The 26799-nt window shown below is 64.6% G+C and carries 24 protein-coding genes and 3 pseudogenes; 11 read left to right on the top strand and 16 right to left on the bottom strand.

Features of this window, described 5'->3' with window-relative positions; genetic code table 11:
* Nucleotides 1–21 precede the first annotated feature (21 nt).
* Nucleotides 22–327 carry a histone gene (locus ACVWYI_RS24775; RefSeq protein WP_456663449.1) on the bottom strand — a complete coding sequence of 102 codons (306 nt, stop codon included), beginning with the start codon at nucleotides 325–327 and terminating at the stop codon, nucleotides 22–24.
* Between the two features lie 180 nt (nucleotides 328–507).
* Here ACVWYI_RS24775 and ACVWYI_RS24770 point away from each other — a divergent pair.
* Nucleotides 508–903, top strand: a pseudogene (locus tag ACVWYI_RS24770) (methyl-accepting chemotaxis protein); the annotation flags it as partial.
* Nucleotides 904–962: 59 nt separating this feature from the next.
* On the opposite strand, the gene ACVWYI_RS24765 reads toward ACVWYI_RS24770, so the two are convergent.
* Nucleotides 963–1622, bottom strand: a complete 660-nt coding sequence (locus tag ACVWYI_RS24765) for a peroxiredoxin (protein WP_456663448.1) — start codon at nucleotides 1620–1622, stop codon at nucleotides 963–965.
* A gap of 393 nt (nucleotides 1623–2015) precedes the next feature.
* On the opposite strand from ACVWYI_RS24765, the gene ACVWYI_RS24760 reads away from it, so the two are divergent.
* On the top strand, nucleotides 2016–2588 hold the full coding sequence (locus ACVWYI_RS24760) for a hypothetical protein (RefSeq protein WP_456649529.1): 573 nt from the start codon (nucleotides 2016–2018) through the stop codon (nucleotides 2586–2588).
* Nucleotides 2589–2671: 83 nt separating this feature from the next.
* Here the strand turns inward: ACVWYI_RS24760 and ACVWYI_RS24755 are convergent, their stop codons facing one another.
* Entirely contained in the window at nucleotides 2672–4537 is a 1866-nt protein-coding gene (locus ACVWYI_RS24755; RefSeq protein ID WP_456663447.1) for an alkaline phosphatase family protein, read from the bottom strand.
* A 1039-nt stretch (nucleotides 4538–5576) separates the two neighbouring features.
* Nucleotides 5577–5856 (bottom strand): annotated as a pseudogene (locus ACVWYI_RS24750) (hypothetical protein).
* 283 nt (nucleotides 5857–6139) lie between these two features.
* Here ACVWYI_RS24750 and ACVWYI_RS24745 point away from each other — a divergent pair.
* Nucleotides 6140–6583 (top strand): hypothetical protein, encoded by a 444-nt coding sequence (locus ACVWYI_RS24745; RefSeq protein WP_247340797.1) that lies wholly within the window; start codon nucleotides 6140–6142, stop codon nucleotides 6581–6583.
* A gap of 18 nt (nucleotides 6584–6601) precedes the next feature.
* Here ACVWYI_RS24745 and ACVWYI_RS24740 read toward each other — a convergent pair whose 3' ends face one another.
* Nucleotides 6602–7444 (bottom strand): GNAT family N-acetyltransferase, encoded by an 843-nt coding sequence (locus ACVWYI_RS24740; protein ID WP_456663446.1) that lies wholly within the window; start codon nucleotides 7442–7444, stop codon nucleotides 6602–6604.
* Between the two features lie 110 nt (nucleotides 7445–7554).
* Between ACVWYI_RS24740 and ACVWYI_RS24735 the strand changes: the two genes are divergently transcribed.
* Nucleotides 7555–8259, top strand: a complete 705-nt coding sequence (locus tag ACVWYI_RS24735) for an SDR family oxidoreductase (protein ID WP_456663445.1) — start codon at nucleotides 7555–7557, stop codon at nucleotides 8257–8259.
* 272 nt (nucleotides 8260–8531) lie between these two features.
* The gene (locus ACVWYI_RS24730) at nucleotides 8532–9362 is read left to right on the top strand and encodes an outer membrane protein (protein WP_456663444.1); all 831 of its coding nucleotides are present in this window, start codon (nucleotides 8532–8534) and stop codon (nucleotides 9360–9362) included.
* Between the two features lie 62 nt (nucleotides 9363–9424).
* On the opposite strand, the gene ACVWYI_RS24725 is transcribed toward ACVWYI_RS24730, so the two are convergent.
* Entirely contained in the window at nucleotides 9425–10594 is a 1170-nt protein-coding gene (locus ACVWYI_RS24725) for a serine hydrolase (protein ID WP_456663443.1), read from the bottom strand.
* 172 nt (nucleotides 10595–10766) lie between these two features.
* Between ACVWYI_RS24725 and ACVWYI_RS24720 the strand changes: the two genes are divergently transcribed.
* The gene (locus tag ACVWYI_RS24720) at nucleotides 10767–11183 is read left to right on the top strand and encodes an ArsR/SmtB family transcription factor (protein ID WP_456663442.1); all 417 of its coding nucleotides are present in this window, start codon (nucleotides 10767–10769) and stop codon (nucleotides 11181–11183) included.
* Nucleotides 11180–11671: an SRPBCC family protein gene (locus ACVWYI_RS24715; RefSeq protein WP_247340793.1), complete on the top strand. Its 492-nt coding sequence runs from the start codon at nucleotides 11180–11182 to the stop codon at nucleotides 11669–11671. Before ACVWYI_RS24720 ends, ACVWYI_RS24715 begins: the two co-directional genes overlap by 4 nt.
* A 103-nt stretch (nucleotides 11672–11774) precedes the next feature.
* Here the strand turns inward: ACVWYI_RS24715 and ACVWYI_RS24710 are convergent.
* The 3 genes and pseudogenes from ACVWYI_RS24710 to ACVWYI_RS24700 form a co-directional block, all read right to left on the bottom strand.
* Nucleotides 11775–12996: pseudogene (locus ACVWYI_RS24710) on the bottom strand (ABC transporter substrate-binding protein).
* Nucleotides 12997–13018: 22 nt separating this feature from the next.
* On the bottom strand, nucleotides 13019–13993 hold the full coding sequence (locus tag ACVWYI_RS24705) for a Bug family tripartite tricarboxylate transporter substrate binding protein (RefSeq protein WP_247340791.1): 975 nt from the start codon (nucleotides 13991–13993) through the stop codon (nucleotides 13019–13021).
* Nucleotides 13994–14026: 33 nt separating this feature from the next.
* Nucleotides 14027–14902, bottom strand: a complete 876-nt coding sequence (locus tag ACVWYI_RS24700) for an IclR family transcriptional regulator (protein WP_456663441.1) — start codon at nucleotides 14900–14902, stop codon at nucleotides 14027–14029.
* Nucleotides 14903–15113: 211 nt separating this feature from the next.
* Here ACVWYI_RS24700 and ACVWYI_RS24695 point away from each other — a divergent pair, with 211 nt between their 5' ends.
* On the top strand, nucleotides 15114–15956 hold the full coding sequence (locus ACVWYI_RS24695; RefSeq protein WP_456663440.1) for a hypothetical protein: 843 nt from the start codon (nucleotides 15114–15116) through the stop codon (nucleotides 15954–15956).
* A gap of 4 nt (nucleotides 15957–15960) precedes the next feature.
* Here the strand turns inward: ACVWYI_RS24695 and ACVWYI_RS24690 are convergent, their stop codons facing one another.
* The 4 genes from ACVWYI_RS24690 to ACVWYI_RS24675 form a co-directional block, all read right to left on the bottom strand.
* On the bottom strand, nucleotides 15961–17172 hold the full coding sequence (locus tag ACVWYI_RS24690; RefSeq protein ID WP_456663439.1) for an ABC transporter substrate-binding protein: 1212 nt from the start codon (nucleotides 17170–17172) through the stop codon (nucleotides 15961–15963).
* A gap of 46 nt (nucleotides 17173–17218) precedes the next feature.
* The gene (locus tag ACVWYI_RS24685) at nucleotides 17219–18070 is read right to left on the bottom strand and encodes a fumarylacetoacetate hydrolase family protein (RefSeq protein WP_456663438.1); all 852 of its coding nucleotides are present in this window, start codon (nucleotides 18068–18070) and stop codon (nucleotides 17219–17221) included.
* Between the two features lie 23 nt (nucleotides 18071–18093).
* Nucleotides 18094–19599, bottom strand: a complete 1506-nt coding sequence (gene mhpA / locus ACVWYI_RS24680; RefSeq protein WP_456663437.1) for a bifunctional 3-(3-hydroxy-phenyl)propionate/3-hydroxycinnamic acid hydroxylase MhpA — start codon at nucleotides 19597–19599, stop codon at nucleotides 18094–18096.
* A 76-nt stretch (nucleotides 19600–19675) separates the two neighbouring features.
* Nucleotides 19676–20467: a DNA-binding transcriptional regulator gene (locus ACVWYI_RS24675; RefSeq protein ID WP_354052169.1), complete on the bottom strand. Its 792-nt coding sequence runs from the start codon at nucleotides 20465–20467 to the stop codon at nucleotides 19676–19678.
* Nucleotides 20468–20614: 147 nt separating this feature from the next.
* Here ACVWYI_RS24675 and ACVWYI_RS24670 point away from each other — a divergent pair, with 147 nt between their 5' ends.
* Both ACVWYI_RS24670 and ACVWYI_RS24665 read left to right on the top strand, forming a co-directional pair.
* Nucleotides 20615–21598, top strand: a complete 984-nt coding sequence (locus ACVWYI_RS24670) for a VOC family protein (RefSeq protein ID WP_354052171.1) — start codon at nucleotides 20615–20617, stop codon at nucleotides 21596–21598.
* A 44-nt stretch (nucleotides 21599–21642) separates the two neighbouring features.
* Complete coding sequence (locus ACVWYI_RS24665) at nucleotides 21643–22605, top strand: MBL fold metallo-hydrolase (RefSeq protein ID WP_456663436.1); 963 nt, start codon at nucleotides 21643–21645, stop codon at nucleotides 22603–22605.
* Between the two features lie 12 nt (nucleotides 22606–22617).
* On the opposite strand, the gene ACVWYI_RS24660 is transcribed toward ACVWYI_RS24665, so the two are convergent.
* Nucleotides 22618–23280, bottom strand: coding sequence for a response regulator (locus ACVWYI_RS24660; protein WP_456663435.1), 663 nt, complete (start codon nucleotides 23278–23280; stop codon nucleotides 22618–22620).
* The gene (locus tag ACVWYI_RS24655; RefSeq protein ID WP_247445893.1) at nucleotides 23277–24662 is read right to left on the bottom strand and encodes a HAMP domain-containing sensor histidine kinase; all 1386 of its coding nucleotides are present in this window, start codon (nucleotides 24660–24662) and stop codon (nucleotides 23277–23279) included. The genes ACVWYI_RS24660 and ACVWYI_RS24655 overlap by 4 nt, the downstream gene beginning before the upstream one ends.
* A 192-nt stretch (nucleotides 24663–24854) precedes the next feature.
* On the opposite strand from ACVWYI_RS24655, the gene ACVWYI_RS24650 reads away from it, so the two are divergent.
* Nucleotides 24855–25739 carry a DUF3280 domain-containing protein gene (locus ACVWYI_RS24650; RefSeq protein WP_247445892.1) on the top strand — a complete coding sequence of 295 codons (885 nt, stop codon included), beginning with the start codon at nucleotides 24855–24857 and terminating at the stop codon, nucleotides 25737–25739.
* Between the two features lie 13 nt (nucleotides 25740–25752).
* Here ACVWYI_RS24650 and ACVWYI_RS24645 read toward each other — a convergent pair whose 3' ends face one another.
* Nucleotides 25753–26784, bottom strand: a complete 1032-nt coding sequence (locus ACVWYI_RS24645; protein ID WP_456663434.1) for an L-idonate 5-dehydrogenase — start codon at nucleotides 26782–26784, stop codon at nucleotides 25753–25755.
* Nucleotides 26785–26799 lie beyond the last annotated feature (15 nt).

Here is a 26799-nt window from a genome sequence, read left to right as displayed (position 1 = left end):
CCGGAGACGTGAGCGTTACGATCAGCGCTTGGCCTTCCTGGCCTTCTTTTTCGACTTGGCGGCTTTCTTCGTCGCCTTCTTTGCAGTTTTCTTGGCCGCCTTCTTCGACGACTTCTTTGCAGCCTTCTTCGCGGCCTTCTTCGAAGTTTTCTTCGCAGCCTTCTTGGCTTTCTTCTTGGAAGCCTTCTTCGGCGCTACTTTCTTCGTGACCTTCTTGGCGACTTTCCTGACCTTCTTCACCGCAGTGACAGCGGCGTCCTTGGTCGCTTCCACGGCGGCGGTGATCGTGTCCATCGCCTGTTCGGTGATCGGCTTGTCGTCGTCCATATCGTCCCCCACGGTTTGCATGGAGCGGGGACGATAGCGAGTTTCATAGTTGTGTCAAAGCAACGCTCAACCGCCATCGAAATTCGCTTGGAGGTTTTCGGTGGCGAGATTGGGATGGTCGTGGAGCAGGTGCCGGCAGAACTCGCGCCAGCCAAGCTCGGTCAGACCAACCTCCTGGCGGTGGCCCAGGAGGTCAAGACGCTCGCCGGCCAGACCGCCAAGGCGACCGACGAGATATCGAACCAGATCGCCAGCATGCAGCTTGCGACTGAGGAATCGGTTGTCGCCATCAAGGCGATCAGCCAGACCATCAAGCGCAGCAGCGGTATCGCCGGCTCGATCCCGGCTGCGGTCGAGCAGCAGAAAAGCGCGACCCACAACATCGTGTCCAGCGTTCGCGCGGCCGTATCAGGCACGGCCGATGTCGCCGTCAACGTCCGTCACGCCGCCGAGGGGGCGAACGAAACGGGCGAGACGTCCAGCCGGATGTTTGCTTCCGCCCAGGCGCTGTCGGGCGAGAGCCTGCATCTGAAGGCCGAGGTCGACGGCTTCCTCGACCGCGTCCACGCGGCGTAAGGGCTCTAACGTCGTCATTCCGGGTCGATGCTGACGCATCGCCCGGAACGACGCTTGGGTTATTTCGGCTGCGGCACGATCCGGATGTAGGGCTTCGGTTCCTTCCAGCCCTGCGGGTAGATCGTCTTGGCCTCGTCGTTGGAGACTGAGCCCGCGATGATGACGTCGTCACCCTGCGACCAGTCGGCCGGGGTTGCGACGCGATGCTTGGCGGTGAGCTGGAGCGAGTCGATGACGCGCAGGATTTCCTGGAAGTTCCTGCCCGTCGTCATCGGATAGACCAGCACCAGCTTGATCTTTTTGTCCGGGCCGATGACGAAGACGTTGCGGACGGTCTGGTTGTCGGCGGCCGTACGGATGAGGGGATCGCCCGAGATCGCGGCCGGCAGCATGCCGTACAGCTTGGAGACGTTGTAATCGGTGTCGCCGATCATCGGGTAGTTCGGAGCCGTGCCTTGCGTCTCCTTGATGTCCTCGGACCATTTGGAGTGACGGTCGACCGGATCGACCGAGAGGCCCATCAGCTTGACGCCGCGCTTGTCGAATTCCGGCTTCAGCTTGGCGAGCGCGCCGAGCTCGGTCGTACAAACCGGCGTGAAGTCCTTCGGATGCGAGAACAGCAGCGCCCAGCTATTGCCGATCCAGTCGTGGAACTTGATCTTCCCTTCGGTGGTTTCGGCTTCGAAGTCGGGTGCGGTGGCGCCGATCGGAAGTGTCATGGTTCTACCTCATCGAATTGAATTTACTTGAGAATTCATCTTTGGCCGTCACCATCAGTATAGGGTCTTCGCGACCTCAAGTGAACGCCAACTGAACCGCTTCAAGTAAAATGTGAATTCCTTCTTTGAAGGCCTGATGTCCTAGCACCTTTTTGTTACAGCGGCGCCTGCGGCGAAACATCCCCACCGGGGCCACACGGGGCCCGATTGCCCCGATAAAGCCTTTTATGACTTCCATCACGCTCGCCCGGCGCTTCCTAGAACCTCAACGGTCCTGACAGCGACCAATTGGCAACCATCTAGAAAAGTCGTGATCCCCGTATCGAATCATTAACCACCCCTTTACGCCGGCGTGAAAATGCTGGCCGATCAGAAGAAATCTGGAAGTGAACTATGTCTGCCGCTGCGCATACGTCTGTTGAGTCGCCGTCCCTCGAACCGTCCTGCCGCGATACTTCGGCCCACGCACTGACCATCGTGCGCGACGGCGTGATCACCGGCGAAGGCCCGACCACCAAGGGGAGGGTGCACTTCTCCCGCGCGCTCGATGCCGATGACACCGCCTGGTGCGCCCGCATCCTGACCGCCACAGCCGTCAACGACCAACCGATCAGCCGCGCGGAAGCCGAAGCGCTGTTCGAGATCAACGAAGCCGCAACCGAACGCACCGATGGCGGCCGGTTCGACGACCTGCTCGCCAAGGCGGTTGCCCATTATGCCGCGAGCGCCTCGGGCCTGAAGGTGCCGCCGCGCAGCGTCGCGCTGTCTGCCGAGTCCGATATCGAAGGCTGGGCGCCGTCCTATGCCTCCAAGGTTAACAGCGAAATGCTGGAGTGGATTGCCGGCCAGATGCGTGGCAAGCGCCAGAACAACCGTCGCCTGATGGCGATGGTGGCGACGTTCCTGGGCGCCACCGCGCTGCCTCTGGCGGGCCAATTGCCGAACGTGTTCGACATCGGCATGTAAAGTCCGGGCATGTAAGATCCGGGCATGCAAGAGTGAGATGAGATTGTCGCGCCCCTTGCGAGGCGCGAGAGGCAACGGTGGGGTTATTTCCCCGCCGTTTTTTGTTTGCCGGTGTCCGGCTCGAGGCCGAGCGTGCGGCCCGGGAAACCGGCAGTGTCGAAATAGCGCTGGCTGCCGACGCGCTGGAAGTTGAGCACGGTCTGCAGGCCGTTCTCTGACTTCTTCGACTTCTCAACCGCCTTGTATGCCTTCGGAATGATGCCGTTGAGCAGGGCCTCCGACATCACCCGGCCGACCAAGCCGCCGTTCTGCGTGCCGCGCAGGCCCATCAGTCGGGCGGCCGTCATGCCGACGTCGGCATTGCTGACCGGAATCTTGCTGACGTAGCCGGCCTTGAAGTCCGGTCCGATGGCGGCCATGAAGTTCATGGTGTCGCCGCGGCTGAAGCTGCCATGCATGCCCTGGCCCTGGCGCAGCACGGTGTCGGCGACGTGCACCGAGCAGTTGGTCGGCGCCTCGCCGCAATCGCTGGCGTAGGAGCGGAAGTTGACGACGATTGCCGGCGTCGGCGTTGCCGCCTTGCCGCGCAGACTGACGCTCGACAGTGGCAGCGTGCCGGGGAAGCGGCCGAGGGAGTCGTCGACGAACAGGCCGGAGACGTAGTCCTGCTCGAGCAGCACCTTGACGGTTTTAGCCGCCAGCTTCTTGTCCTTGTTCGGCAAATAGATCAGGTCGGAGCCGCCATTGGTGGCGACGACGAGATCGGGCTTTTCCGGATCCTTGCCGAGCACGCCGTTGCCGGCCTTGGGATGCTTGTTGCCCTCGACCTTGGCATTCTTGTTGTTGGGGTCGAACAGCGGCAGGTCGAGCGCCTTGGCGAGGTCGAGCGCCAAAAAGCCCATCGGAAGGAAGTCCTTCGGCGTGTCGTCATAGCTGACCTTGGTCGAGGGGCTGGTCTTGCTTTCCTTCGAGATGGTCGAGAAGCCGTGGTCGGCCTGGACCATGATGTTGGTGTTGGCGGCAAGGCCGAGCTCGTCCAGCGCCTTGCGGAGCTGGGCGAGGTTGTTGTCGGCATTCTTGATGCCGGCCATCGAGGTCGGCCCGTTGATGCCGGGCATGATCTGGTTGAGGCTGTCGCCGGTGTCGTGCTGACTGCCGTCGGGGTCGCGCGACCAGAACACCAGCACGAATGGCTTGTTGCGCGCCTTGAACATCGGCAGCACGACCTTGGCAGCGACGTCGGCGAAATAGGCCTGCTGGGCGACATTGGCGACCGTGGTGCCCGGCGTCTTGGCGTCGCCGGCCTTGCTGTTGTCGCCGCGTGGCGGCGTGGCGATGGGGAGGCCGGCCTTGGTCAGCGCGGCCTTGACCTCGTCGGACAGCGCCACGCCGTTCTTGGCACCGGTGGCATCGTCGAATACGATCGAATGCAGGCCGGCCTTTTCGGGTTTGTCAGTGTGATCGAACTGATAGGTCGGGCCATGCTTGCCAAGGGCCGCCGTGCTGTAGCCCTTGTCGCGGGCCAGCTTCAGGATCGTGTCTTCATTGAGATAGTCGCCCTTGAAATGCTCGTCGATGTCGCCGAGCACGGCGTCGTTCTCGATGAAGGGGACGACGGTGTCGCCGGCGGGGACCGACGTGTAGTTGGTCCAGATCGTGTTGGAGAACACACCGGTATCGCCGAGATAGTGCCCGGTCGACATCGCCGAGCCATTGGCCATGGTGAAGGTCGGGAACAGCGAATGCGAGTTCTTGAAGTTGACGCCCTTGTCGCGGATTTCGGCCATGGCGGGGGCGGTCTCCGGTGTGACCTTCAGTGCCCGCAGACCGTCCGGAATGAACAGGATCAAATTACGAGGGGTGTTGTTCTCGGCGGAGGCACGCCCCGTCGAAAGCCCGGTGGACAGCAGTGTCAGTCCGGCTGACAGCAACACCAGTGAACGGCGCATAAAATCTCTCCCTGCGAGGCAGCTTGGCCGCCAACCGCGGCCTCGGCTTCGTTTAGTTTCGCTGTATGACGGTCTTGTTACAAGAGCGGAGCGGCATGCAAAGAAGGGCAGGGACCGTCCGCGTGTCCCGGACGCGCTGCAACGCCTCTTCGCGTTGCTGCGCAGAGCCGGGATCCAGGAAGCCACGCCGTTCGCTGTTGCATGGGCCCCGGCTCTGCAGCGCACCGCCAAGAGGCGCTGCGCTGCGTCCGGGGCACGAGATCGTTGTTGAATGCCTGACATGGGCTCGCATCCTCGCGGCGTGTTTCGCCCGAGCTTTGCTTCGTCGCCTCACCCTCGATTGAAAGAGAGCGCAGGGAAGACCGGGAGCCGGCTGGCTCCTATTGATCCGCTATGCCAGGAGCAGATTGCGCTACATTGCACAGCGGGAAACAGGGCAACCGGAGCATCCCGGCCTTCCCTGCGCAATGGTTGGAACGGCTTATGTCGTGTTCTCCCCGGGGAGCGATGCACTATTGCCCCCGTCGCCCTGCGGATGGCTGATGCGTGTGCCCGGTTGGGCTGCACACATCACCGCAAGACTTGGCGCACAGACCCCGGGCGCCAGGACGACACGATTTGGCCGTACGCCGATCACACCGGTCGTGCGCGCGACGCCTTCGCTCACGGTTGTCCGCCCTGCGAAGCCATTCGCGCCGATGTTATCGACGTCCACCGCCGCCCGCCCGCGTTCGTGACGATCGCGATACGCCCCTCTTCCTTGGGCCGGAGTGAGCGGAAGATACGATAATTCCGAATTCTAATAAAGCGAAATATTTTGTCGTCGTTCCGTTGACTCCGCGCTTGGGATGTTTCGCCCGACGCGACGCAAGGGATTGTGGCCGGCAATCAATCCGACGGTTTATCGCCGCCGCGGTGGAAACAGTGCCATCGTGACACAGGGCACTGGAAATCCGGACTGGCTGCACAAGCAGCAGGACCATTGACGCACGATGGCCCATCGTCCGTCATGGGCGATGGGCCACATCGTGAGCGGGCGTTACCAGTTGCGATAGACACCGGTCAGGGTGCCCGTTGTTGTTGCCCTCCGGGCCGACATCGCCCTGCGTCGAGCTCGGCGCCGGATGGTTGGTGCCGTTGAGCGCGCCGTACGGTCCGGCCGGATAGTACGCGCGTGGCTGAACCGGTTGGTAGCCGGGGGCGGTGCGGTCCCATCCCACGCGCGGTCCGTTCCAATCATAGCCCTGGGCCGAGGCGGCCGTCGTGCCCGCGACGAGCGAAGCCGTGATCAGGCAGAGGAGTTTTGAGTTGTTCCGCATTCGAGATGCTCCTTGCTTGTGTCGCGAGACAACGGCCGCAGTGCGGGAGCGTTCCGGACGTAATCGGCGGAAGCGATCAACTCCGATCAACTGGTTATGAAGTCCGCCTTCCGCGGAACAAGTGCGACATCAGCCGGGAATCCCGCGCGTCTTGCCGCAGCTTGTTCCCCGTTAATCCCGTGCCTTAACCAACAATTAATTATACGTTTGCGGGTGGGCGACAGCCCGGCCTAGCGTGCGGTGGGGAGCCGTTTTCGCGAAGCCAAACGAGTTGGTGCGTATCATGATGTCCAGATCACAACACGGGGCCTTGCTTGCCTCGCTCAGCGCAGCCGCGCTGCTCCTTGCCCCCAGCGACAGTTTTGCCAGACCCGGCGGCGCCGTCGCGCACGCCGCCGCGCCGTCCGGCCCGGTGGCGCGTCCGCCGATTGCGCCAGGCGCCCGTTTCCGCGGCCGTAACACACCCTGGGTCTATTGGCCGGGCGGTGGCGGGTTCTTCTATGACAACGCAGGATACGGCCAGCCTTTCGCCGATTCCGGCCAACCCGTCTCCAGCGACGTGCGCTACACCTATACGTACGACGTTCCCTGGGACTGGACGCATCGCTTCCCGCCGAACGTGGTGCCGTCCGACCGGCCCTATGTGCCGAGCTGTCCGACCGAGCAGGTGACTGTGCCGGGTCGCGGCGGCGGCGAGCATACCGTCAACATCATGCGCTGCTACTGAGCGGCGCATTTCCCTCAGCTAGCCCAGCTCAAAACTCGTCACGCCGAAGACGCGGTCGATCCTCAGCGGCGGGATCGGTCCTGTGTACATCCGCGCCGTCTCGAACACCGGCGTGAGGCCGAGCGATTCCGCGAGCGCAATCGCCTCGCGATTGACGGCGGGAACGTCGAGGAAGACTTCGCTGTCACCCGCACTTGCCAGCAAGGCCTGCGCGATCGCTTCCGCCGCCGCGCGGTCGTCGGCAACGAGCGGGCCGATCTTGCGGCCCGTCCGGCACGGCCGGATCACACCCCATGCCGCGAGCTTGCCGTCGCGCAGAAGCGCGCGACCGATATGTCCCGACGTGTCGATCCAGGCACGCAGGAAGCCAGCGCGCGGGGCCGGGAAGACCGTTGCATCGTCGGCTTCAACACGCGCGAACGGTATCGTGTCGAGCGCAATGACATCAGCGGGCGGGCTCGGTGGCGCGGCGACGATGCCGCCATAGCGGATATTGGCGTAGGCGAGCTGGAAACCGGATTTTTTGTAATTATCCTGCTGCGCCACGACGCCGTCGAGCCCGATCACGCGCGTGCCCGCATGCGCGATCGCGGCGTTCCAGATGCGCAGCCCGTGGTCTCTGTCGCGAAAGCCCGATCGCACGATGTAGAAGCCGAGGAAGGCGAAGCGATCATCGTAGTTGACGCAGGAGACGGTCGCGACCGGCTCGCCGTCGATCTCGCCGACGAAAAAGCCTTTCGCGTCCGGGATCGCGAAACAGGCGGCATCGGAGAGGCCCGGATTCCAGCCTTCGGCCGCGGCCCAGTCGGCGGCGATGGATATCTCCTCCGGGCGCAAATTGCGGATCTGCAAATCGCTCATCTTTCAAATTGCTCGCGACGGTGGACCTGCCGGCAGGTCCGGCGGTAGAAGGCCTCATGAAAGGCCGGGCCTGCGGCTCGCCTCAACGATATCACAGAGGATGATCGGTCATGGCAGCAGAGAAGGTCGCACTCGTTACCGCCGGCGGCAGCGGCATGGGGGCAGGGGCTGCGCGTCGGCTCGCAGCCGACGGCTTTCGCGTCGCCATCCTGTCCTCCTCCGGCAAGGGCGAGGCGCTTGCAGCCGAGCTCGGCGGGTTAGGGGTTACCGGTTCCAACAAGGCGAACGACGATCTGAAGCGGCTTGTCGACGGGGCGCTTGCGCAATGGGGACGCATCGACGTGCTCGTCAATAGCGCGGGCCATGGGCCCCGTGCGCCGATCACGGAGATCACCGACGAGCAGTGGCATACCGGCCTCGACACTTATCTGCTCAACGTGATCCGTCCGACGCGGCTGGTGACGCCAATCATGCAGGCGCAGAAGGCCGGCGCCATCATCAACATCTCGACTGCCTGGGCGTTCGAGCCCAGCGCGATGTTTCCGACGTCCGCCGTGTTCCGCGCCGGCCTTGCCGCCTTCACGAAGATCTTCACCGACACCCATGCCGCCGACAACATCCGCATGAACAATGTGCTGCCGGGCTGGATCGACAGCCTGCCGCAGACCGATGCACGCCGCGACAGCGTGCCGATGCAGCGCTACGGCAAGGTCGAGGAGATCGCCGCGACGATCTCGTTCCTGGCGTCCGATGGCGCGGCCTACATCACCGGCCAGAACATCCGCGTCGACGGCGGACTGACGCGTTCGGTCTGAGACGCGGAGAATCGAATCGCGTTTCGCGCTCTTGTCGTAATGCGACACGGGCGTGCGTCGTGCGCCGCGGATCAGGGATCACGCGTGGCCCTTGGGTCACACCCGTCGCGCGTTCGCGCGCCGCACGGCTCACATTACGTCACAGTCCCTATGAACTTCGCCGCAGCCCAAGACGGCACGGGACCGGCGGCGTATGTCCGATCTGCGCCGGACGCCTTCCGCCCGCGCGCATTCGAAACGCGAGATCAATCGCGTGAGGCAAGGAGACTGGAATGAAAAAGTTTTTGCTGGCGGTTGCTTCGGTCGGCTCGGTTATCTTGGGCCCCGCATCCGTGCAGGCGGCCGATCTCGCGGCGCAATACACCAAGGCGCCCATGATGGCGCCGGCCTACAACTGGACGGGCTTTTACGTCGGCGGCAATGTCGGCGGGCAGTGGGGCAGCGCCGATCCGACCACCTCGACCGTTTTCGATCCGCCCGGCTATTTCGCGGCCAGCAGCGTCCCTGCCATCAACGCGGTCGGCGCCCAGGGCGTCAACAGCTCCAGCGTGACCGGTGGCCTCACCGCAGGCTACAACTGGCAGGTCAACCACGCCGTGCTCGGCCTCGAAGGCGACATCAACTATTTCGGCGTCAAGGGCAGTGCGACGGGTTCCGCGGTCTATCCCTGCTGCGCCCCAACCGGCTTCACCGTGTCCTCGCAGGTCTCGGCCGACTGGCTCGCCACGATCCGCGGCCGTATCGGCTTCCTCGCGGCGCCGACCTGGCTGCTCTACGCCACCGGCGGCGCGGCGATCGCCGAGGTGAAGGGTAATTTCAACTTCACCGACACGTTCGCTGCGGCGACGGAGTCGGCCGCGTTCCGCGACACACGCCTCGGTTGGACCGCAGGTGTGGGCACCGAATATGCCGTCGGCGGCGGCTGGTCGCTCAAGGCGGAATATCTCTATGTCGATCTCGGACGCAGCACCGTGACCAGCACCAATCTGCTTGGCGGCGCATTTCCGACCAACGTCTTCACCCACTCGGTCGATCTCAAATCGAACATCGTGCGCGTCGGCGTGAACTACAAGTTCGGCGGACCGGTCGTAGCCAGGTACTGAGCTTCCCGTTCCGATCCTGGCGCAGAAAGCCCCGGCCTGGCCGGGGCTTTCTGTTTTGGGGCTCAGCCTGCGTGCGAAGCCACGAGGCGCGCCAGCGCGGGCAGGATCTTGTAGCGCGCGATCTCGTGCGGATATTCGCCCCTGTTGGCGAGCAGGACGATGCCGATCCGCCGCGCCGGCACGAGGCCGATATAGCCAGAGGCGTTGTTGAGGCCGCCCGGCTTGTCGACGACGGTGACGCCTGGAAGACGCACCGTCTCCCAGGCCATTCCCTGGCCAAACTTCTCGTCGACGCGGAAGATCTCGTGCTGTGTCATCCGCAATGCCTCGCGCAAGTGAGGGTCGATCGACCGCCCGTCGACGCAGGTCGCAACGAACGTCGCGAGATCCCGCGGCGAAGAAAACATCTGGCCCGTGCCGGGAAAATCGAAATAGCTTTGCTGGTCGCCGATCGGGCCGATCGCCATGCCTTGATCCGAATAGCCCTGGACCGCGCGGTGCATCCAGACCTCGTCCATGACGGCACGGCTATCTTCCCCGCGTTCGGGCACGGAGGTCGCGTTCATGCCGATCGGCTTGAGGATGCGCTGTTCGAACAGGGCCGCGATCGGCGTGCCGTAACAGCGCTCGAGCACGAGCTGAAGCAGCACGTAGCCGGCGTGGCTGTAGACGCGCTGCTTGCCGGGCATCTCGCCGGCCTGCGGTCTCCAATTGTTGAACATGTCGATGAACTGCGCGCGCGTAAAAGTCCCGTCCGGCCAGGGCGGATGGTCGGTCGGCAGCAGCATGCCTGAGGTGTGCGTGACGAGTTCGCCGACCGTGACGCGGCGGATATACTCGCCGGTGAGTTCAGGGAGATGTTTCGGCAGATGATCGCCGAGCCGCAGCTCGCCGCGGAGGGTGCCGAGCGCGACCAGCGTCGCCTCGAACGGCTTGCGCAGGGAGCCGAGATTGAACAGCGTGTCCGGCGTGACCGGCCTTTGCGTGGCGTCGTCCGCAAAGCCGTAATTGAAGAACTCGACATGGCTGCCGGCATAAAGCGCGGCGGCAAGGCCGCCCGGCTGGTCCGGCGTCGCGGTCGGCGCCAGCTCGTTCGCGACGATGTCGCGCATCTGCGCGATCATGTCGGAATCTGCCGCGGCGCGGTGCGGCCACGCCAGCGCGACCGGAACAAGCGCCGCCCGGGCGAACGCCCGCCGGGTGAGGTGCGATGAGGTGACAACAGACGGCACGGCCCTGACGCAGGATGCGATGGCCCCCGAGTCTCTTTTAACGGGAAGGGCCGTGCCTCCCTATTCACGATTGCGCGTGGTGGGTTCCGCCTGTGGAGCCTCCGAAAAGATTACTTAGCTTATGAGCTAACAATTGTTGACGCCGGATGGTGGCAGCCCTATAATTAGCTCCATGGCTAACCAATTGTCCCGGCTCGACCAGGTCTTTTCCGCACTCGCCGATCCCACCCGGCGGGCGATCGTGATGCGGCTCTGCGCCGGCGAAGCGTCGGTCGGTGAACTCGCCGATCCCTTCGAGATGGCGCTGCCGAGCTTCATGAAACACATCCACGTGCTGGAGACGAGCGGGCTCGTTCTGTCGGAGAAGTCCGGCCGCGTGCGCACCTGCCGTCTCAGCCCGGACACGCTCGTCGGAGCGGAGGACTGGTTCCAGCAGCAGCGCGCGATCTGGGAGGCGCGGCTCGACCGCTTCGAGGCCTACGTGATGAAGCTGAAGAAAGACAAGGAGAGGGCGGGCGCCAAACGGCCGTCCAACAAAACCAACAGGACAACCGGCAAGACAACCAAACGGAAAGGTTCCGAGCGATGACGAATTCTGCCAATCCCGCCCTGTCGCAGTGGTCGCTCGACCGCGAGATCGTGATGTCGCGTGTGATCGACGCGCCGCGCGATCTGGTGTTCGAGGCGTGGTCCGACCCGAAGCATCTGCCGCAATGGTTCGGGCCGAAGGGTTTCAAGCTCGAGACCTTCGAGATCGACGTGCGCGTCGGCGGCGTCTGGCGCTTCAACATGATCGGCCCCGACGGCACCGTCTATCCGAACCGCATGCGCTTTCGCCGCATCGAGCGGCCGTCTTTGATGGAGATGGACCACGGCACCGACCAGGACGAGGATCCCGGCCTGTTCCGTTTCACCGTCACCTTTGCCGAGCAGAGCAACGGCAAGACGGTTCTGATGATGCGGCAGCTGGCATCGAGCACGGCGCAGCGCGACGGCATGATCAACTTCGGTGCGGTCGAATACGGCTACCAGACGCTGGACAAGCTCGCCGCGTATGTCGGTGGACTGAAGAGCTGAAGGAGATCGCGCGGCCGCCTGCCGCGCGCTCACTCCTCATGGCCGGGGCTAAACCCGGCCATGAGGGAGATGACAGAATTGGGCCACCCCTTACCGAACAGCGTTACTCCTTCGCCTCATCCGTCACGATGCCGCCGAGCTTCTGCCAGCGCTGGCCGTCGAATTGCACCATCTGGAACTGCTTGTTGACGCGATAGTCGGTCGGGCTTGTCGTCACGGAAATCCCTGGCAGGGTCAGGTCGAGCTCGATGTTCCGGAGATTGGCGGCCTGACGCATCACGTTCTCGCGGGTGAGATCGTCGCGGCATTGCTGCAGCACCTGCACCAGGAGCTGGGACGTGATGTAGCCGTAGACGTTCAGGTTCGATTCCTTGTCGCCGTCCGGATAGTACTTGGCCATGAAGGCGAGATAGCGCTTCATGCCGGGATCGTCCTTTCCACTCGGGATCGGCGGAATCCTTGACGTAGCCGACGCTGACGACGTCCTTGGCGTTGTCGAGTCCGGCGGGTTTCAGCACCGCGCTGACCGAGGAGGCGTTGATGTCGATGATGTGCAGCGGCTTCCAGCCGATTTCGGCGACCTTCTTGATCGCCTGCGCGGCCTGTTTGGGCGTCGTCGCGCTGAACAGCACGTCGGCACCTGCATCCTTCAACCGCAGGATCTGCGAGTCGATGGTGGGCTCGGTGATCTCGTAGGACGTCTCGGCCACGATCATCTTCGCCTTGTCACCGAGACCTGCTTTGAAGCCGGCGAGGTAATCCTTGCCGAGATCGTCGTTCTGATAGAGCACACCGATCCTGGCGTTCGGATAGTTCTTCAGAAGATATTGCGCGTAGATGCGGCCCTCGACGAGGTAGGAAGGGTTGAAGCCCATGGTCCAGGGGAAGTTCTTCGGATCGGTGAAACGCGCCGCGCCCGTTGCCGCGAACAGCTGCGGGACCTTCTTGGCGTTGAGATATTTTTGCACTGCGACATTCGGCGCCGTGCCGATGATCTGGAAGGTCAGCAGCACCTCGTCGCTTTCGACCAGCTTGCGGGTCTGCTCAACCGTCTTCGGAGGCGAATAGGCGTCGTCATACTGAATCAAGTTCACCTTGCGGCCGTTCACGCCGCCCAGATCGTTGATCATTTTCATGTAGGCGGCCTGGGTCTTGCCGATCACGGCATAGGCCGAGGCCGGACCGCTGAGCGGGACGGTCTGGCCGACCTTGATCTCCGTGTCGGAGGCGCCGGAATCGTATTTCTTTTGCGCCTGTGCGGTCGGGATCGACAGCGCGAGAACGAGCGCGGATGCCGCGGCGCGTTTGATAAGTGCGTTTTTCATTTCCATTCCCTGTTCGTGACCGTCACTCGCCCTTGAGGCCCGCCTCGCGGATCAGCCCGGTCCATTTCTGCGTCTCGTTGTCGATGAACTGGCCGAACTCGGCCGCGGTGCCGGCGCGCACTTCGAGGCCCTGTGCGGTCAGCTTGTTCTTGATCGCCGGCTCGGCGAGCGCGCGCAAAACTTCGGCCTGCAGTTTGTCGACGATGGCGCGCGGCGTCGTCGATGGCGCCATGAAGCCGTACCAGCCGGCCGCAGCCACGTTGGGAAAACCCTGCTCACGCAGGGTCGGCGCTTGCGGATAGAGCGCGCTGCGTTCGGCCGAGGCGACGCCGAGCACGGTGAACTTGCCGCTCTGGATGTAGGGCAGGGCGGTCGGCAGCGCCGTCAGCGTGGCGTCGACGCGGCCGGCGAGCAACTCGGTGTAGGACGCCGCATCGCCACGGAAGGGAATGTTGAGACCCTTGACGCCGGCATCCCTGAACAGGAGTTCGCCGGCAAGATGCGGCTGCGAGCCGGCGCCGGGTGAGGCGAAGGTCAGTCCGTCCGGTTTCGATTTGCCGTAGGCGATCAATTCGGGAAGCGTCTTGAACGGCGCGTCCGCGCTGATGATCAGGAACAGCGGCGCGATCACCGCCATCGCGACCGGCTGCAGATCCTTGCGGTCGTAGGTCAGCTTGCCGAACAGCGCTTCGGCGGTGGCGTAGGGCGCCGCGACGTAGAGAAGGGTGTAGCCGTCGCCCGGCGCATGCGCGACCGTATCGTTGGCGATGCGCGTGCCGGCGCCCGGCTTGTTTTCGACGATGAATTGCTGGTGCAGGTTGCGGCCGAACTCTTCGGCCAGCAGCCGCAGCGAAATGTCGTTGGAGCCGCCGGGCCCGTAAGGCGAGATCAGCCGCACCATGCGCGACGGCCAGGCGTCCTCAGCGTGCGTGGAGAATGGAAGTGCGGATAGCGAAAGGGCGAGGGTGCCCAGGAATGTTCGCCGTGTGACGGTCATGATGGCCTCCCGGTGGAGCGCCAATTGTCGTGTTCATCGCCTGGCGCTCTTGTTTTGCTTTTGTGTCTCGATCGGTCCCGCGGCGCCCACGATGGCGCGGATGCTGTCGGCAAGGGCGGCAATGCGCGGGCCGATCTCGCTCTCCAGCTGGCCGAGCTGGAGCCGGAACGCGGGAATGCCGCAATTGATCGAAAAGGCCTGCCTCGCCTCGCTCGCATGAAACAGCGGCGCGGCGACGGCATGAATCGAGGCCATGTACTCGCCGAAGCAAGTGCAGAAGCCGCGGCTGGCGCATTGTGCGAGGCCAGCGCGGTATGTCCCGCGGAAGGCTGACCACAGCTCGGTGTCTTCGCTCGCGATGCGCTCTTCGAGCAGCGCGGCATCGGCCTGCGGCAAGGTCGCCGCCGCGGCACGGCCCATCGCCGTCATCACCACGGAAATGGGCATGCCGATGTCGGGGACGTGCGGGCCGACGTCGCCGGACCGCGCGGTCTCGACATAGATCATGGAGGTCGCATCGAGCAGGCCGATCGAGACCGTGCCGCGCACGCTCTGCGCCAGCTCCTGCATCATGGGGCGCGCGACCTGACGGAACTGCATGTCGGCGAGCAGCGGATGCGCCATGCGAAGCGCTCGCGCGCCGACGCGATATTTGGCGCGTTCGGAATCGTAGCGGAGATAGCCGAGCTCGGCGAGCGTATGTGTCAGCCGCGCCACCGTCGGCCGCGGAATCCCGGTCAGCGTCGACAGCTCCATGTTGCCGAGCTGCGTCGCCCCCGCCTTGAACGCTTCGAGCACCACGAGGCCTTTTGCCAGCGTCGTCGCAAACGCGGCGTCATCGGCGCTCGAAGCCAGCACGGCGGCGGCGGACGAGGAAGCGCGGATCGGTTTGGACGCGGTTCGAGCCATGCAGGTTTAATGAACCTGGTTATGGCTGTTGTCCAATAGATTCATAGAATGCCTACTTGTGTCCACTATACGGACGATCGGCTATTGCTCCGGCCGGGACAAAAAGGACGCGACGATCACTGCAGCAACACAGATTTTTGTCGTGATTCCGTGGCTTGTCGTGACAGGATTATTACGATCAGACGTCATATCGATTACGGCGGAGCGCTTCATGTTGCAGTGGCAGGCAAGGTCAAATCCCCTCGCGTGGTGGTGGGGGTCCCTGACGCTGGTCAGTGCTGCCAACATTCTCGTCTGGTTCATGCTGTACCGCGAGTTCTACCCGACGCCTGCCGGCAGCATCAGTGGCGGCTCCGACATCGGGCTGATGTTCCTGCTCTGCGCGGGTTATGTCTTCGGCTGCGCCTTCCGCTCGTTCCTGCCGCGCGCCGACGTGCAGCGCATCTGTCTGTTCGACACCTGGCTCTCCAGCATCTTCGTCGGCCGCACGGTCGCGACCGTGGCCGAACTGTGCTTCGTCGCGCAATGGGCGATCATCCTGCATCAGCTCGGGATCATGACGGGCGCCGAGACGGTCGTGAACATCGCGTGGGTGATCGTGCCCATCATCATCATCGCGGAGTGCTTCTCCTGGTACGCGGTGGTGACGACCAACTTTCTCTTCAATGCGATCGAGAATTCATTGTGGGCGGTGACATTCTTCCTCGCGGGCATCGCGCTGTGCCGACTGATGCCGGAATTCCAGGGGCCGGTGCGTTGGGCGCTAATTGCCGGCATCGTCGGCATCGCCTGCTTCCTGGCCTTCCTCGTCACCATCGACGTGCCGATGTATCTCAGCCGCTGGCGGGCCGGGCATGAAGAGGGCAACCGATTGCTCGGCTTCCTCGAAGGCCTGCATGACGTCTCGACGCGGTGGGTCGTGACCCACGACATCGCGCACTGGAAGGGCGAGCTGACCTGGATGTTCCTGTATTTCACCGCCGCCGTGTGGTCGAGCCTCGCGCTCTGTGCGCTCTACGCGATGGAAGGCTATCTCACGCGCTATCTCGCTTGACGGCTTATTTGCCGACCAGGCCGCACTTGCTGCGTTCAAGCGGGCGGAAGGCCTGGTCGGGCGGGATGGTCGCGACCAGCTTGACGAAGTCCCACGGCCCTTTTGATTCCTCCGGCGTCTTGACCTGCACCAAGTAGAGATCGTGTATCATGCGCTGGTCCTCGCGGATGCGCCCATTGGGCGTGTAAGCGTCCGAAACGGGCGTCGCCTTCATCTTAGCCATCACCGTCGCGCTGTCGTCCGAATCGGCATCCTTCACGGCCTGGAGATAGTGGCGCACGGCGGAATAGACGCCGGCCTGGATTTGCGACGGCATTGCCTTGCGGCGGGCGAAGAAGGCATCGGAGAATATTCGGGCTGCCGGCGAGACGTCCTCGAAGAACGAGGTGACGATGAGATCGCCGCGCGTCGCCTTCAACCCGACGGCCTGGATATCGACGTTTTGGAACGACATCGGCACGATTTTCATGCCCTGGTCGGCAAGGCCGAATTCTTCGGCCTGCTTGATCGCGGTGGCGTTGTCGCCGGCGACGTTGATTGCCAGGATTTTTGCGCCCGAGGACTGCGCCTGGAGCAGGAATGAACTATAGTCGGGCGTGCCGAGCTGCGCCTTCACGCTGCCGGCGACCTTGCCGCCAAGCGCAATGATGCGCTCGCGGGCGGTTGCCTCGATCGAGTGGCCGAAGGCATAGTCGCCGGTGATGAAGAACCACGGCTCCTTACTGGTCTGCATGACGCCGGAGACCACGGCGGTCGCGGTCGAATAGGCGTCCTGGGTCCATTGCACGCTGCTCGGTGCACAGGCTTCATCGGTGAGCTGGTTGGCGCCGGCGCCGGAGACGAGGAAGATTTTCCCGTTGCCGCGCACCAGTTCCTGCACCGCGAGCGCGGCACCGGAGCTGCCGCCATCCGCGATCGCCTGCACGCCGTCGCTGAACCATTTGCGGGCGAGCGATGCCGCGAGGTCCGGCTTGTTCTGATGGTCGGCCTGCAAGATCTCGATCGGTTTGCCGTTGATCTTGAAGCCGAATTCCTCCGCCGCCATCCGCGCCGCCTCGGCCGAGCCCGGGCCCATCGCGGTCGCGAATATCCCGTTCATGTCGGTGAGGACGCCGATGCGGACGACATCGCCTTTGATTTCCGCGTGCGCGGTGGCGCCTGCGAGCGCCAGCGCGATCAGCAGGATAGCAGTCGATGTCGTACGAAGCGTGCTCATGGCGTTTCCCGATCCTGTTGTCGTTTTGATTGATTGGTGCCTGCGGTCAGGCCGGTTCGGCGATGACCTTGTTGCGCAAACTTCCGATGCCGGAGATCTCGACCTCGACGGTGTCGCCGGGACGCATCCACAGTGGCGGCGTGCGCTTGGCGCCGACGCCGCCGGGGGTGCCCGTGACAATGACGTCGCCGGGGACGAGCGGGCAGATCGCCGAGATGTAGGCGATCAGCTCGGGTATCGCGGTGATCAGGAGATCCGTGGTGGTGTCCTGCACAACGGCGCCGTTCAGGCGCGTCTGCAAGTTCAGCTTCGACGGATCGGGGATCTCGTCCGTCGTCACCAGCCAGGGGCCGAAACTGCCGCTCTCCGCAAAGGTCTTGCCGGAGAGGAACTGGCTCGTGTGCCGCTGCCAGTCGCGGACGCTGCCTTCGTTGTAGCAGGAATAGCCGGCGATGTGGTCGAGCGCGCGGCTCGCGGGGATGTGACGGCCTTCCTTGCCGATGACGAGGGCGAGTTCGCCTTCGTAGTCGAAATCGTCGCTGACTTTCGGCTTCACGATGGGCTGGAGGTGTCCGACCTGGCTGCAGGGAAAACGCACGAACAGCGCTGGCTTCTCGGTAACGGTGCGCCCCGTTTCGACAACGTGGTCGCGATAGTTGAGGCCGACACAGATGATCTTTCCGGGATCGGGAATGACGGGGGCGAAGGTGATCTTGTCCAGTGGATGATCGGGCGGCGCGGACACGGCGAGCTTTGCCGCCTCGGCAACGCGATTGGTTTCGAGCAACTGCCGCAGATTGGTGCAGCCTGCCATGCGTGCGCCGAGATTGACGACGCAATTATCCCTGACGGCTCCGAAGGAGGGATGTCCGTTGGCGATGAATGAGAGCAGCTTCATGAGATATCCTTGAGAGAAGTCGGTCAGGCCGCGGACGGCACGTGGGTTGGCGTGATGGCGGCAATGAGCCGGTCGAGCTCGGTGTCGTTCCGGGCGGTGCCACGGACGTAGCGGTCGGGGCGAACGAGTGCGGCAATGATGCCGTGCTCGCGCAGCCATGGCCCGACGCCTTCGGCGTCGTCGCTGATCAGGATGTCGATTCCTGCCTGCGACAGAGCCAGACGTGACGAGAGCGTGGCCGCGCTCTCGACGAGCAGCACGTGGCTGTAGCCGATCCGGTCGTCGCCGCGGCGGCCGTCTTTCAGCTCGAACTGCGGCGCCAGATGTCCGGCAAGAGCCAGATCGCCGAGCGCAAGGCCGGGGCCGAGCAGGGGCTTTTTGACGTGCAGCTTGACCGGTGCATTCTCGCGGGCTTCGCCGGCAGCAAGGCCCGCTTCGATCGCCTTGGTGTTGATGACGCCGCCGAGCCGGATAGCGAGCTCGATGAACTCGCGCACGTGCGGCTGGCGCTCGCGCTGATAAGTGTTGAGCAGATTTGCCTCCGCCCGTCCGTGCAGGACCGCGGCGAGCTTCCAGGCAAGGTTAGCGGCATCTCGAATGCCTGCGCACATGCCCTGACCGAGGAAGGGCGGGGTCTGATGTGCGGAGTCGCCGGCGAGCAGCAGACGACCGCTCCGCCATTGCTGCGCGATGACGGAATGAAAGGTGTAGACCGCGGCGCGCTCGAGTTCGGCATCCTCGGGCGTGATCCAGCGCGACAGCAGCTCCCATACATGTGCCGGCTGCGCCACCTCGTGGGAGTCCTCGTCCGGGAGAACCGTGATCTCCCAGCGCCGCCGCGTGCCTGTGCCGCGAACATAGGTCGCCGGCCGGCGCGGATCGCAATGCTGGATACTGTAGTCGCCGAGATCGTCGCGGTCGTGCTTGAGCAGCACGTCGATCACGAGCCAGCGCTCGTGGAAGCCGAGATCGTCCATGGCTGAGCCGATGAAGCGGCGCACCAGAGATCGGGCACCGTCGCAACCGATGACGTAGCCGGCGCGGACTTCGCTTAGCTTCCCGTTGGAAAGGTCCTCGTAACGGACGCGCACGCCGGTCTCGTCCTGATCCAGCGCCAACACCTCGCAGCGGCTGCGCAAGGCGACGTGCGGCCAGCGCGCGAGACCAGCGATCAGCTCGTCTTCCAGGTCGGGCTGGTGGAAGCGATAGCTGAGATTCCATCCCATCGGCGTCAATGTCTGTGGCCGCGACCAGTCCAGCAGCATCCGGCCGTCGGCGTCGAGAAAGAGCATGCCGGGGCTGAGGATGACATGCGGAAGGATCGCCTCGGCGAGGCCGATGGTCTGGAACACCCGCATGCATTCGTCGTCGAAATGTACTGCGCGCGGCAGATGATAGGTCCGCGCCTCGCGCTCCAGCACCAGCGTCCGTACGCCGCACAAGCCAAGCAAGTTGGCGAGCGTGGCTCCGACCGGGCCGCGGCCGACGATCACCACGTCAAACTCTTCGGGGGCGGATTTATCTTGCATGGGGGTATCTCTTCCCCCAGCGATGCCGCCGCATCAACGTCGCCGTGCCAAGTGTCCGCCCAGCGGACGGCCTTGCCTAGATCTCGAGCGGAATGGTGGACGCCGCCTCCCGAAGTTGCGCCGCAAACTGTGCGACCGCCTCCTCAATCCCCAGCGCCGAGCGGATCCAGATGATCGAGATGCAGCCGAACACGGCGCCATTGCGCACGATAGGGACGGCGATCGAGGCGGTCTTGGGATTGTATTCGCCCTCGCTGCGGATCGCGTAGCCCCGCGCTTGCGTCTCGGCGATCATTCGGTCGAGGCGGACTTCGTCGAGGAAGGGGCGATCTTCGGCCTCGTCGATCCGGCGCAAATGATTGACGATTAGCTCGCACTCGCGCGCGGGGCATGCGGCGAGATAGGCGCGGCCCGCCGAGGTTCGCAGCATCGGCAGGCGCTTGCCGATCATGCCGCGGTCGATCGAGAGCGGGCTGCGCGAATGCGTGGTCTCCTGCACCACCATCGCGGCGTTCTCGTAAGTCGAGAGATCGGCCGGCCAGACCAGAGTCTTGCTCAACTCGGCGAGGAAAGGTGCCGCCGCCTGGCAGATCACCACGCCGGGATCGTAGCCGTCACCAAGGCTGAGCGCCCGCCGGGTTACGCGAAAACGGTCGTCGCTGGCGCTGCGGGCGACATAGCCCAGTTCCTCTAGTGTCGCGAGCAGGCGGTAGACGGTCGGGCGAGGCAGGTCGAGCGCGCGCGCCACGTCGCCAGCGCGGATGCCGCCGGAGCGGTTGACTTCATGCAGCACGTCCAGCCCGCGCTCGAAGGCGCGGACGCCCTCAGACTGCCGCGGCTGACCGTTCCGCGTCCGCTCCTTGGACACTTGGTATTTCCTCTCTTGTGGCCCGCAGCCTTGCGATTATCGTTTTCGCGAACACGAAGCGATTACGGGGCGCCACCGTAGGAGCGCGCGAGGCCGGTATCAAGTTCGCCGCAGTGCGGCGGACGCGATGCCCTCGGGAGGAATTCGATGGAAATCACCGCGCTCGGCTATATCGGGATCAACTCGTCGCAGCTCGACCAGTGGGACCGGATGGCGACCGGGCTGCTCGGCATGCAGCAGGTCGATCGCGGCGGCAACATGCGCGCCTTCCGCATGGACGATCGCAAGCAGCGGCTGATCGTCGATGGCAGCGGCGATGCCGGCCTTGCGGTGATGGGATGGGAGGTTGTGTCGACCGCCGAATTGAACCATTTGGCCGGCCGGCTGGAAAGCCATGGGGTCAGGGTGACGCGGGGATCGCGCGCGCTGGCCGACGAGCGGCATGTCGCCGAGCTGATTGTGTTCGGCGATCCCGCCGGAAACCGGCTCGAGGCCTTCTCCAAACCGGAGCTTGCGACCGAGCCGTTCAAGCCGGGACGGCCGATCTCGGGTTTCCGCACCGGTGTGCTCGGCATGGGGCACGTCGTGCTCAATGTCGAGGACGTCGAGCCGCTGGTGCCGTTCTATCGTGACGTGCTCGGCTTCCATGTCTCCGATTTCGGCCTCAAGCCCTACGGACTTTATTTCTTCCACGTCAACGGCCGCCACCACTCCTTCGCAATGGTTGGCTCGGGGCGGAAGGCGCTGCACCATTTCATGGTCGAGCTCGGCAGCCTCGATGATGTCGGGCAGGGCTACGACCTCGCGCAACTGGACGACGGCCGCGTCGCCTACACGCTCGGACGGCACACCAACGACCACATGACGTCATTCTACGTGAACACGCCGTCTGGCTTCTTCATCGAATATGGCTGGGGCGGGCGCGTGATCGAGCCTGCGACCTGGCAGCCGCACGAGACCTTTGACGGTCCGTCGCTGTGGGGCCACGAGCGGCTCTACATGCCCGAGGAGCAGCGCAAGCGCCTGCGCGACATGAGACTGGATGCAGCGTCGCGTGGCGTTCGTGTGGCCGACCCCCGCGTGCCGCCGCTGAACTGCGCGTGGCTGGATTCAGTGGTCGCGCGCGAATGATCCGCAGCCTCGCGGCAATGATGTGACATCCAAGAAAGGACAATATGTTTGGGACCCTCTCGAGGGCATGCTTCGTGCTGCTCGCATTCGCCTCAGCTGCCTCGGCCGACCCGATCAAGGTCACACTGCTGGGCACCGGCGTGCCGACGCCGCGGCCGACCAGCTTCAGTGCCTCGACGCTGGTGGAGGCGGGCAGCGAAAAACTGCTGTTCGATCTCGGCCGCGGTTCGACGATGCAGCTCTACAAGTTGAAGATTCCTCTTGGCGCGATCACCGCCAACTTCATCACCCATCTGCATTCAGACCATATCGTCGGCCTTCCCGATATGTGGCTGACCGGCTGGCTCGCCACGCCCTGGGCATCGCGCAAGGGGCCGATGAAGCTTTATGGCCCGAAGGGCACCGTCGCCATGACGGAGAACCTGACCAAGGCGTTCACGGATGACATCCGCATTCGTATCGACGACGAGCATCCCGATCCGGTTGCGGCCACTTTCACGGCAAAGGACATCGGGCCTGGGCTGGTCTATGAGAACAACGGCGTCAAGGTCACCGCCATCGAGGTCGATCACGGCGACAAGATCAAGCCGTCTTTCGGCTACGTCGTCGCGTATGGCGGTCACAAGGTCGTGCTCTCGGGCGACACCAGGTCCGATGAGCGCATCGCGACGGCGGCTGAAGGCGCCGATTTGCTGATACATGAGGTCGCGGTGATCGAGCCGGAGCTGTTGGTCAGGAATCCCGTCTACAAGGACATTCAGGCACACCACACCTCGCCCGAGGAAGCCGGCCGCATTTTTGCTTCCGCCAGGCCCAAACTCGCCGTGTACTCCCACATCGTGTTCGGCACGGTAAAGCCGGCGCCCGACATTCCGGAGGAGCCGCTGATCCTGCGCACGCGGACGGAATACAAGGGACCGCTCCTCGTCGGGCGAGACATGATGTCGTTCAGGATCGGCGACACGGTCGAGGCGTTTGCACCTGACGGAGCGAAGCTGGCGCCATAGCGCAGGGAGCGATCAGGCCTCGCCGAGATCGACTTCCGTCAATATTCCCTGGCGTAGCGCCAGCCGGACCAGCTCGATGTCGGAGCCGACGCCGAGCTTGTCCTTGATCAGGGAATGCAGGTTCGCCACCGTCTTTGGGCTGACATGGAGCGTCTCGGCGATCTCGTCCGTCGTGTTCTCGGCGAGCAGCAGCCGCAGCACCTCGAACTCGCGCGGTGTGAGGACGTCGGCGGCCGAGCTTTCCCCGGCGAGCCGGCTCAGTGCGAGTTCATGGTCGATGTCGGGGCTGATGGCGATCTTGCCGGCCAGCACGTCCATCACCGCGCGCACCAGCGTCTCCGGCGGACTGGTCTTGGTGACGTACCCCCTGGCGCCGGCGCGGATCGCTTGCACGGCAAAGCCGGCATTCTCATGCATGGTGAAGACGAGAATCCTCGCGCTCTTGTCCCACTGCCTGATGCGCCTGACTGCCTCGATACCGCCGATGCCCGGCATGCTCAGATCCATGATGACGAGATCGGGCGCCTCGGATTTGAACAGACGATAGGCCTCCGCGCCGTCGGCGGCTTCGGCGATGACGCGCAATCCCGGCTGCTTCTCGAGCACGGAGCGATAGCCCTCGCGGACGACCGAATGGTCGTCGACCAGCAAAATGGTCGCGTCGGCCGCGCTCATGCGGCGTGCTCCAGCGGCTGCCGATCAGCGGCTGCGAGCGGAATGACCACGCGCAGTGCGGAGCCTCCGTTCGGCGCGGCCTCGAAGCTCAATTGGCCGCGCAAGGCTGCGACGCGCTCACGCATGCCCAGCAGGCCCATTCCGGATTTCGCGACGGGATCGGTCGCGCGTCCGTCATCGTCGATCGCAAGCGCGATCTCGCTGGCTCCCATCGTCAATTCCAGGCTGACCCGCGTGGCGACGGCATGCTTGGCGGCGTTGGTGAGCGCCTCCTGCACGATGCGGTAAAGGCTGGCGCTGATCGTGGCCGGCAGCGTCTCGAACGCCCCGTCGAACCGGATCGAGAAGCGCGTCTCGCCGCGGCTGCGTCCGTTCCAGCCCGCGACCAGGCCTTCGAGGCTGGCGACCAGCCCGAGCTCCTCGACATCGGGTGGCCGCAGCCGGAACAGCGTGCCACGCAGCGTCTCCATCATGCCGGTTGCGGTCCGCGCGATGCCGTCGCATTCGCCAAGCAGGGAAGGGCAGTCCTGCGCGGCGGTCTGGCGGGCGGAGGAGGCGAGCGCGCGGATCGCGGCGAGCGACTGGCCGAACTCGTCATGCAGCTCGCGCGCGAGGTGGCGGCGCTCCTCGTCCTGGAGCGCGATCAGCTTCCGCGTCAGCTCGCTGCGTTCGGCAAGCGCATTGTCGAGGCTTTCGGCAAGATGGTTGAATCCGACGCCGATCGCGGAGAGCTCGGCAAGGTCGAACGGCGGCAGCCGCGTGGTGAGGTCGTTGGCGGCAATCCGCTCGAGGCCGGTGCGGATCATGCGGGTGGGGCGCAGCGCGCGTGCCAGCGCGGCGTAGACCAGCGCGCAGAGCAGCGGCAGCGCGATCGCCAGCGCCAGCATCAAGCGGCCGGCCTCGTGCCAGGCCTCCGCCGTCTGTACGGCCGGCTCGACCGAGACCACGGCCTCGCCGAGCTTCGCTCCGCGCACGATCACAGGCCGTGCCGCTTCGCGGCCGGGGTCGAACAGGCCGCGATAGAAGGCCGCGAAAACTTGCGGCGGCGGGCTCGCCGGGACCGGCGCGCCGCTGCAGAAGCGCTGGAGGATGTCGCCGCTCGTGCCGCGGAACGCCAGGCACAGGCCGGGCGTCATCACATAGGCCGAAACGGGGTCGAGGTTGGGAAAGTCCGAGCGCGGACTGGCGACCCACTGGATCTTGCCCTGTTGCAGCTCCAGCGTCTTCGCCACAATGGCGGCGATATCGTCGAGGCGCGCATGCGCGGCGCGGTCGGCCGTAATCAGGAAATAGGCGGAGATCGCGGCGAAGCAGGCGGCCGATATCGCGGCCACGCGCAACGTCAGACGGACTTTGAGATCGAACCTCGGGCGGTTCCACATCGGCGGGCACCTGGTGCGAACGGGTTTGTCGCGCCCGCATTAAACGGCAGAACGCAACCGGCGGAAAGCCGCCAGGCGTGACTACGGTGCACCGTCGTGAAATTTTCCCGGCGATCGCCGGGACCGGCGCTGCTGCATGGCCTGATTCCGCCGTCCAGATTGGCGCGCCGCTCGGTCCCACGAGGCCCTTTCATGCACCTGCGCCGGTTGATCCTCTCTGCTTGTTTCCTTGTCGTCCTCCCGGCGTCTTATGCGCTGGCCGGCGCCGAGACCGCCCTCGGCGTCGCCATGGACGACTTCAGCTATACCGATACGTCGGCTGAACCGGCCAACCAGACCGCCGCCCACGAGCGACGGCTGTCGGCCTTCATGGCCGCGCTGCGGCGAGACATCGGCGGAGACCGGCGCTACCGGCTCGTGCCGTCGGCCCAGGACGGCGCGGCGTTCAAGGTCATCGGCGGCATCCAGAAGACGAGCACGTTGGTGCAATGGGCCAAAGTCGCGGTCATCGACGTTGGCGCCAGGAAGGTCGTGATGGACAAGCTCTACACCTTCCGCGGCGACAATGATGAATCATGGGAGCGCGCCGAGACCTTCGTGTCCCGCGAGGTGATGGCCGCGCTAGGCACGCCGGCGCCGATCGCACTGGGGGTGTTCGAATTCGAGCTCGACGACAACACCGCGGCACCGGCCGCCGGCCTCGCGGCCGCAGATGCATCCTATCTGGCCGAAGTGACCGGCAGCGTCCGCGACGCCCTCGGCCAATCCGGCCGCTACCGTCTCGTCGATGTCGGCAGTGCAAACGAGGAGGCGGTGAAGGCGCGCGCGCTACGCGACTGCGGCGGCTGCGAGGCGGCGATTGCGCAAAGGCTCGGCGCGGATCAGTCGCTGATCGGGGTGGTGCGGCGGGTCAGCCGCACCGAATACACGCTCGGATTCCAGGTGCGCGATGCAAAGACGGGCGCCGTGCTCGCACGCGGCGACAGCGGCCTGCGCTTGGGCGCGGACTATTCGTGGAAAAGGGGCGCCGTGCGGCTGGTCAGCGATCGCATGATCGAGAACCAGCCGCGGCAATAGGCTTCAGGCGACTTCAGAAGGTCAGCTGCACCTTCATCGACTGCGAGCGGTCGCTGGCGAGCTCGAATGCCGCGACCGCGTTCTCGAACGGCATCGTCGCCGTGATCAGCGGTTTCACGTCGATCAGGCCTTCGCCCATCAGCCGCACCGCAAGCTCGAACTCGGGATCGAAGCGGAAGGTGCCGCGCAACTGCAATTCCTTGGCGACGATGGAGTTGATCGGCAGCGTCATCTCGCCGCCGAGGCCGAGCTGCACCAATGTGGCGCCGGGCCTGAGCACGTCGAGCGCGGTGCGCAGCGCGGCCTGGTTGCCCGAGGCTTCGAACAGCGTGTCGAACACACCCTTGCCGGTGCGCCAGGGATCAAGCGCCGTGGCATCAGCCGCGACATTGATGGCGTGACTGGCACCGAGCTTTCTGGCGACCGCAAGCGGCGCCTCCGCGACATCGGTGACCACGATCTCGGCCGCGCCACCGAAGCGCGAGACCAGGATCATCAGCGCGCCGATCGGGCCGCAGCCCGTGATCAGCACGCGCTTGCCGAGCAGGGGGCCGGCCTGCTTGCCGGCATGCAGGCACACCGCGAGCGGCTCGGCGACCGCGGCTTCCGCCAGCGACAGCTTGTCCGCGATGGGCACGGCCTGCGTCGCATCGACCGTGACGAACTGGCGAAAGCCGCCTTGCACATGGGGAAAGCGCATCGCGCTGCCGAGGAAGCGCATGTCGAGGCACTGGTTGCGCATGCCTTCCTGGCAACGCAGGCACCGCCCGCACGGCTTGCTCGGATTGACCGCGACACGGGTGCCCGACTTCACGTTGGTGACGCCGTCACCGACATCGGCGACCACGCCGGCGATCTCGTGCCCCAGTGCCATCGGTTGCTGGATGCGCACGACGCCGAAGCCGCCGTGATGATAGTAGTGCAGATCGGACCCGCAGATGCCGCCGTTCGCGATCTTGACGCGGACTTCACCCGGACCAGGCGCTGCATCTGGATAGAGGTCGATCCGCAAATCTTTCGGTGCGTGAATGACGACGGCGCGCATGGGTTCGTTCCTTGG

Source organism: Bradyrhizobium sp. LB13.1, assembly GCF_054056815.1.
This window is presented reverse-complemented; position numbering and strand designations above follow the sequence as displayed.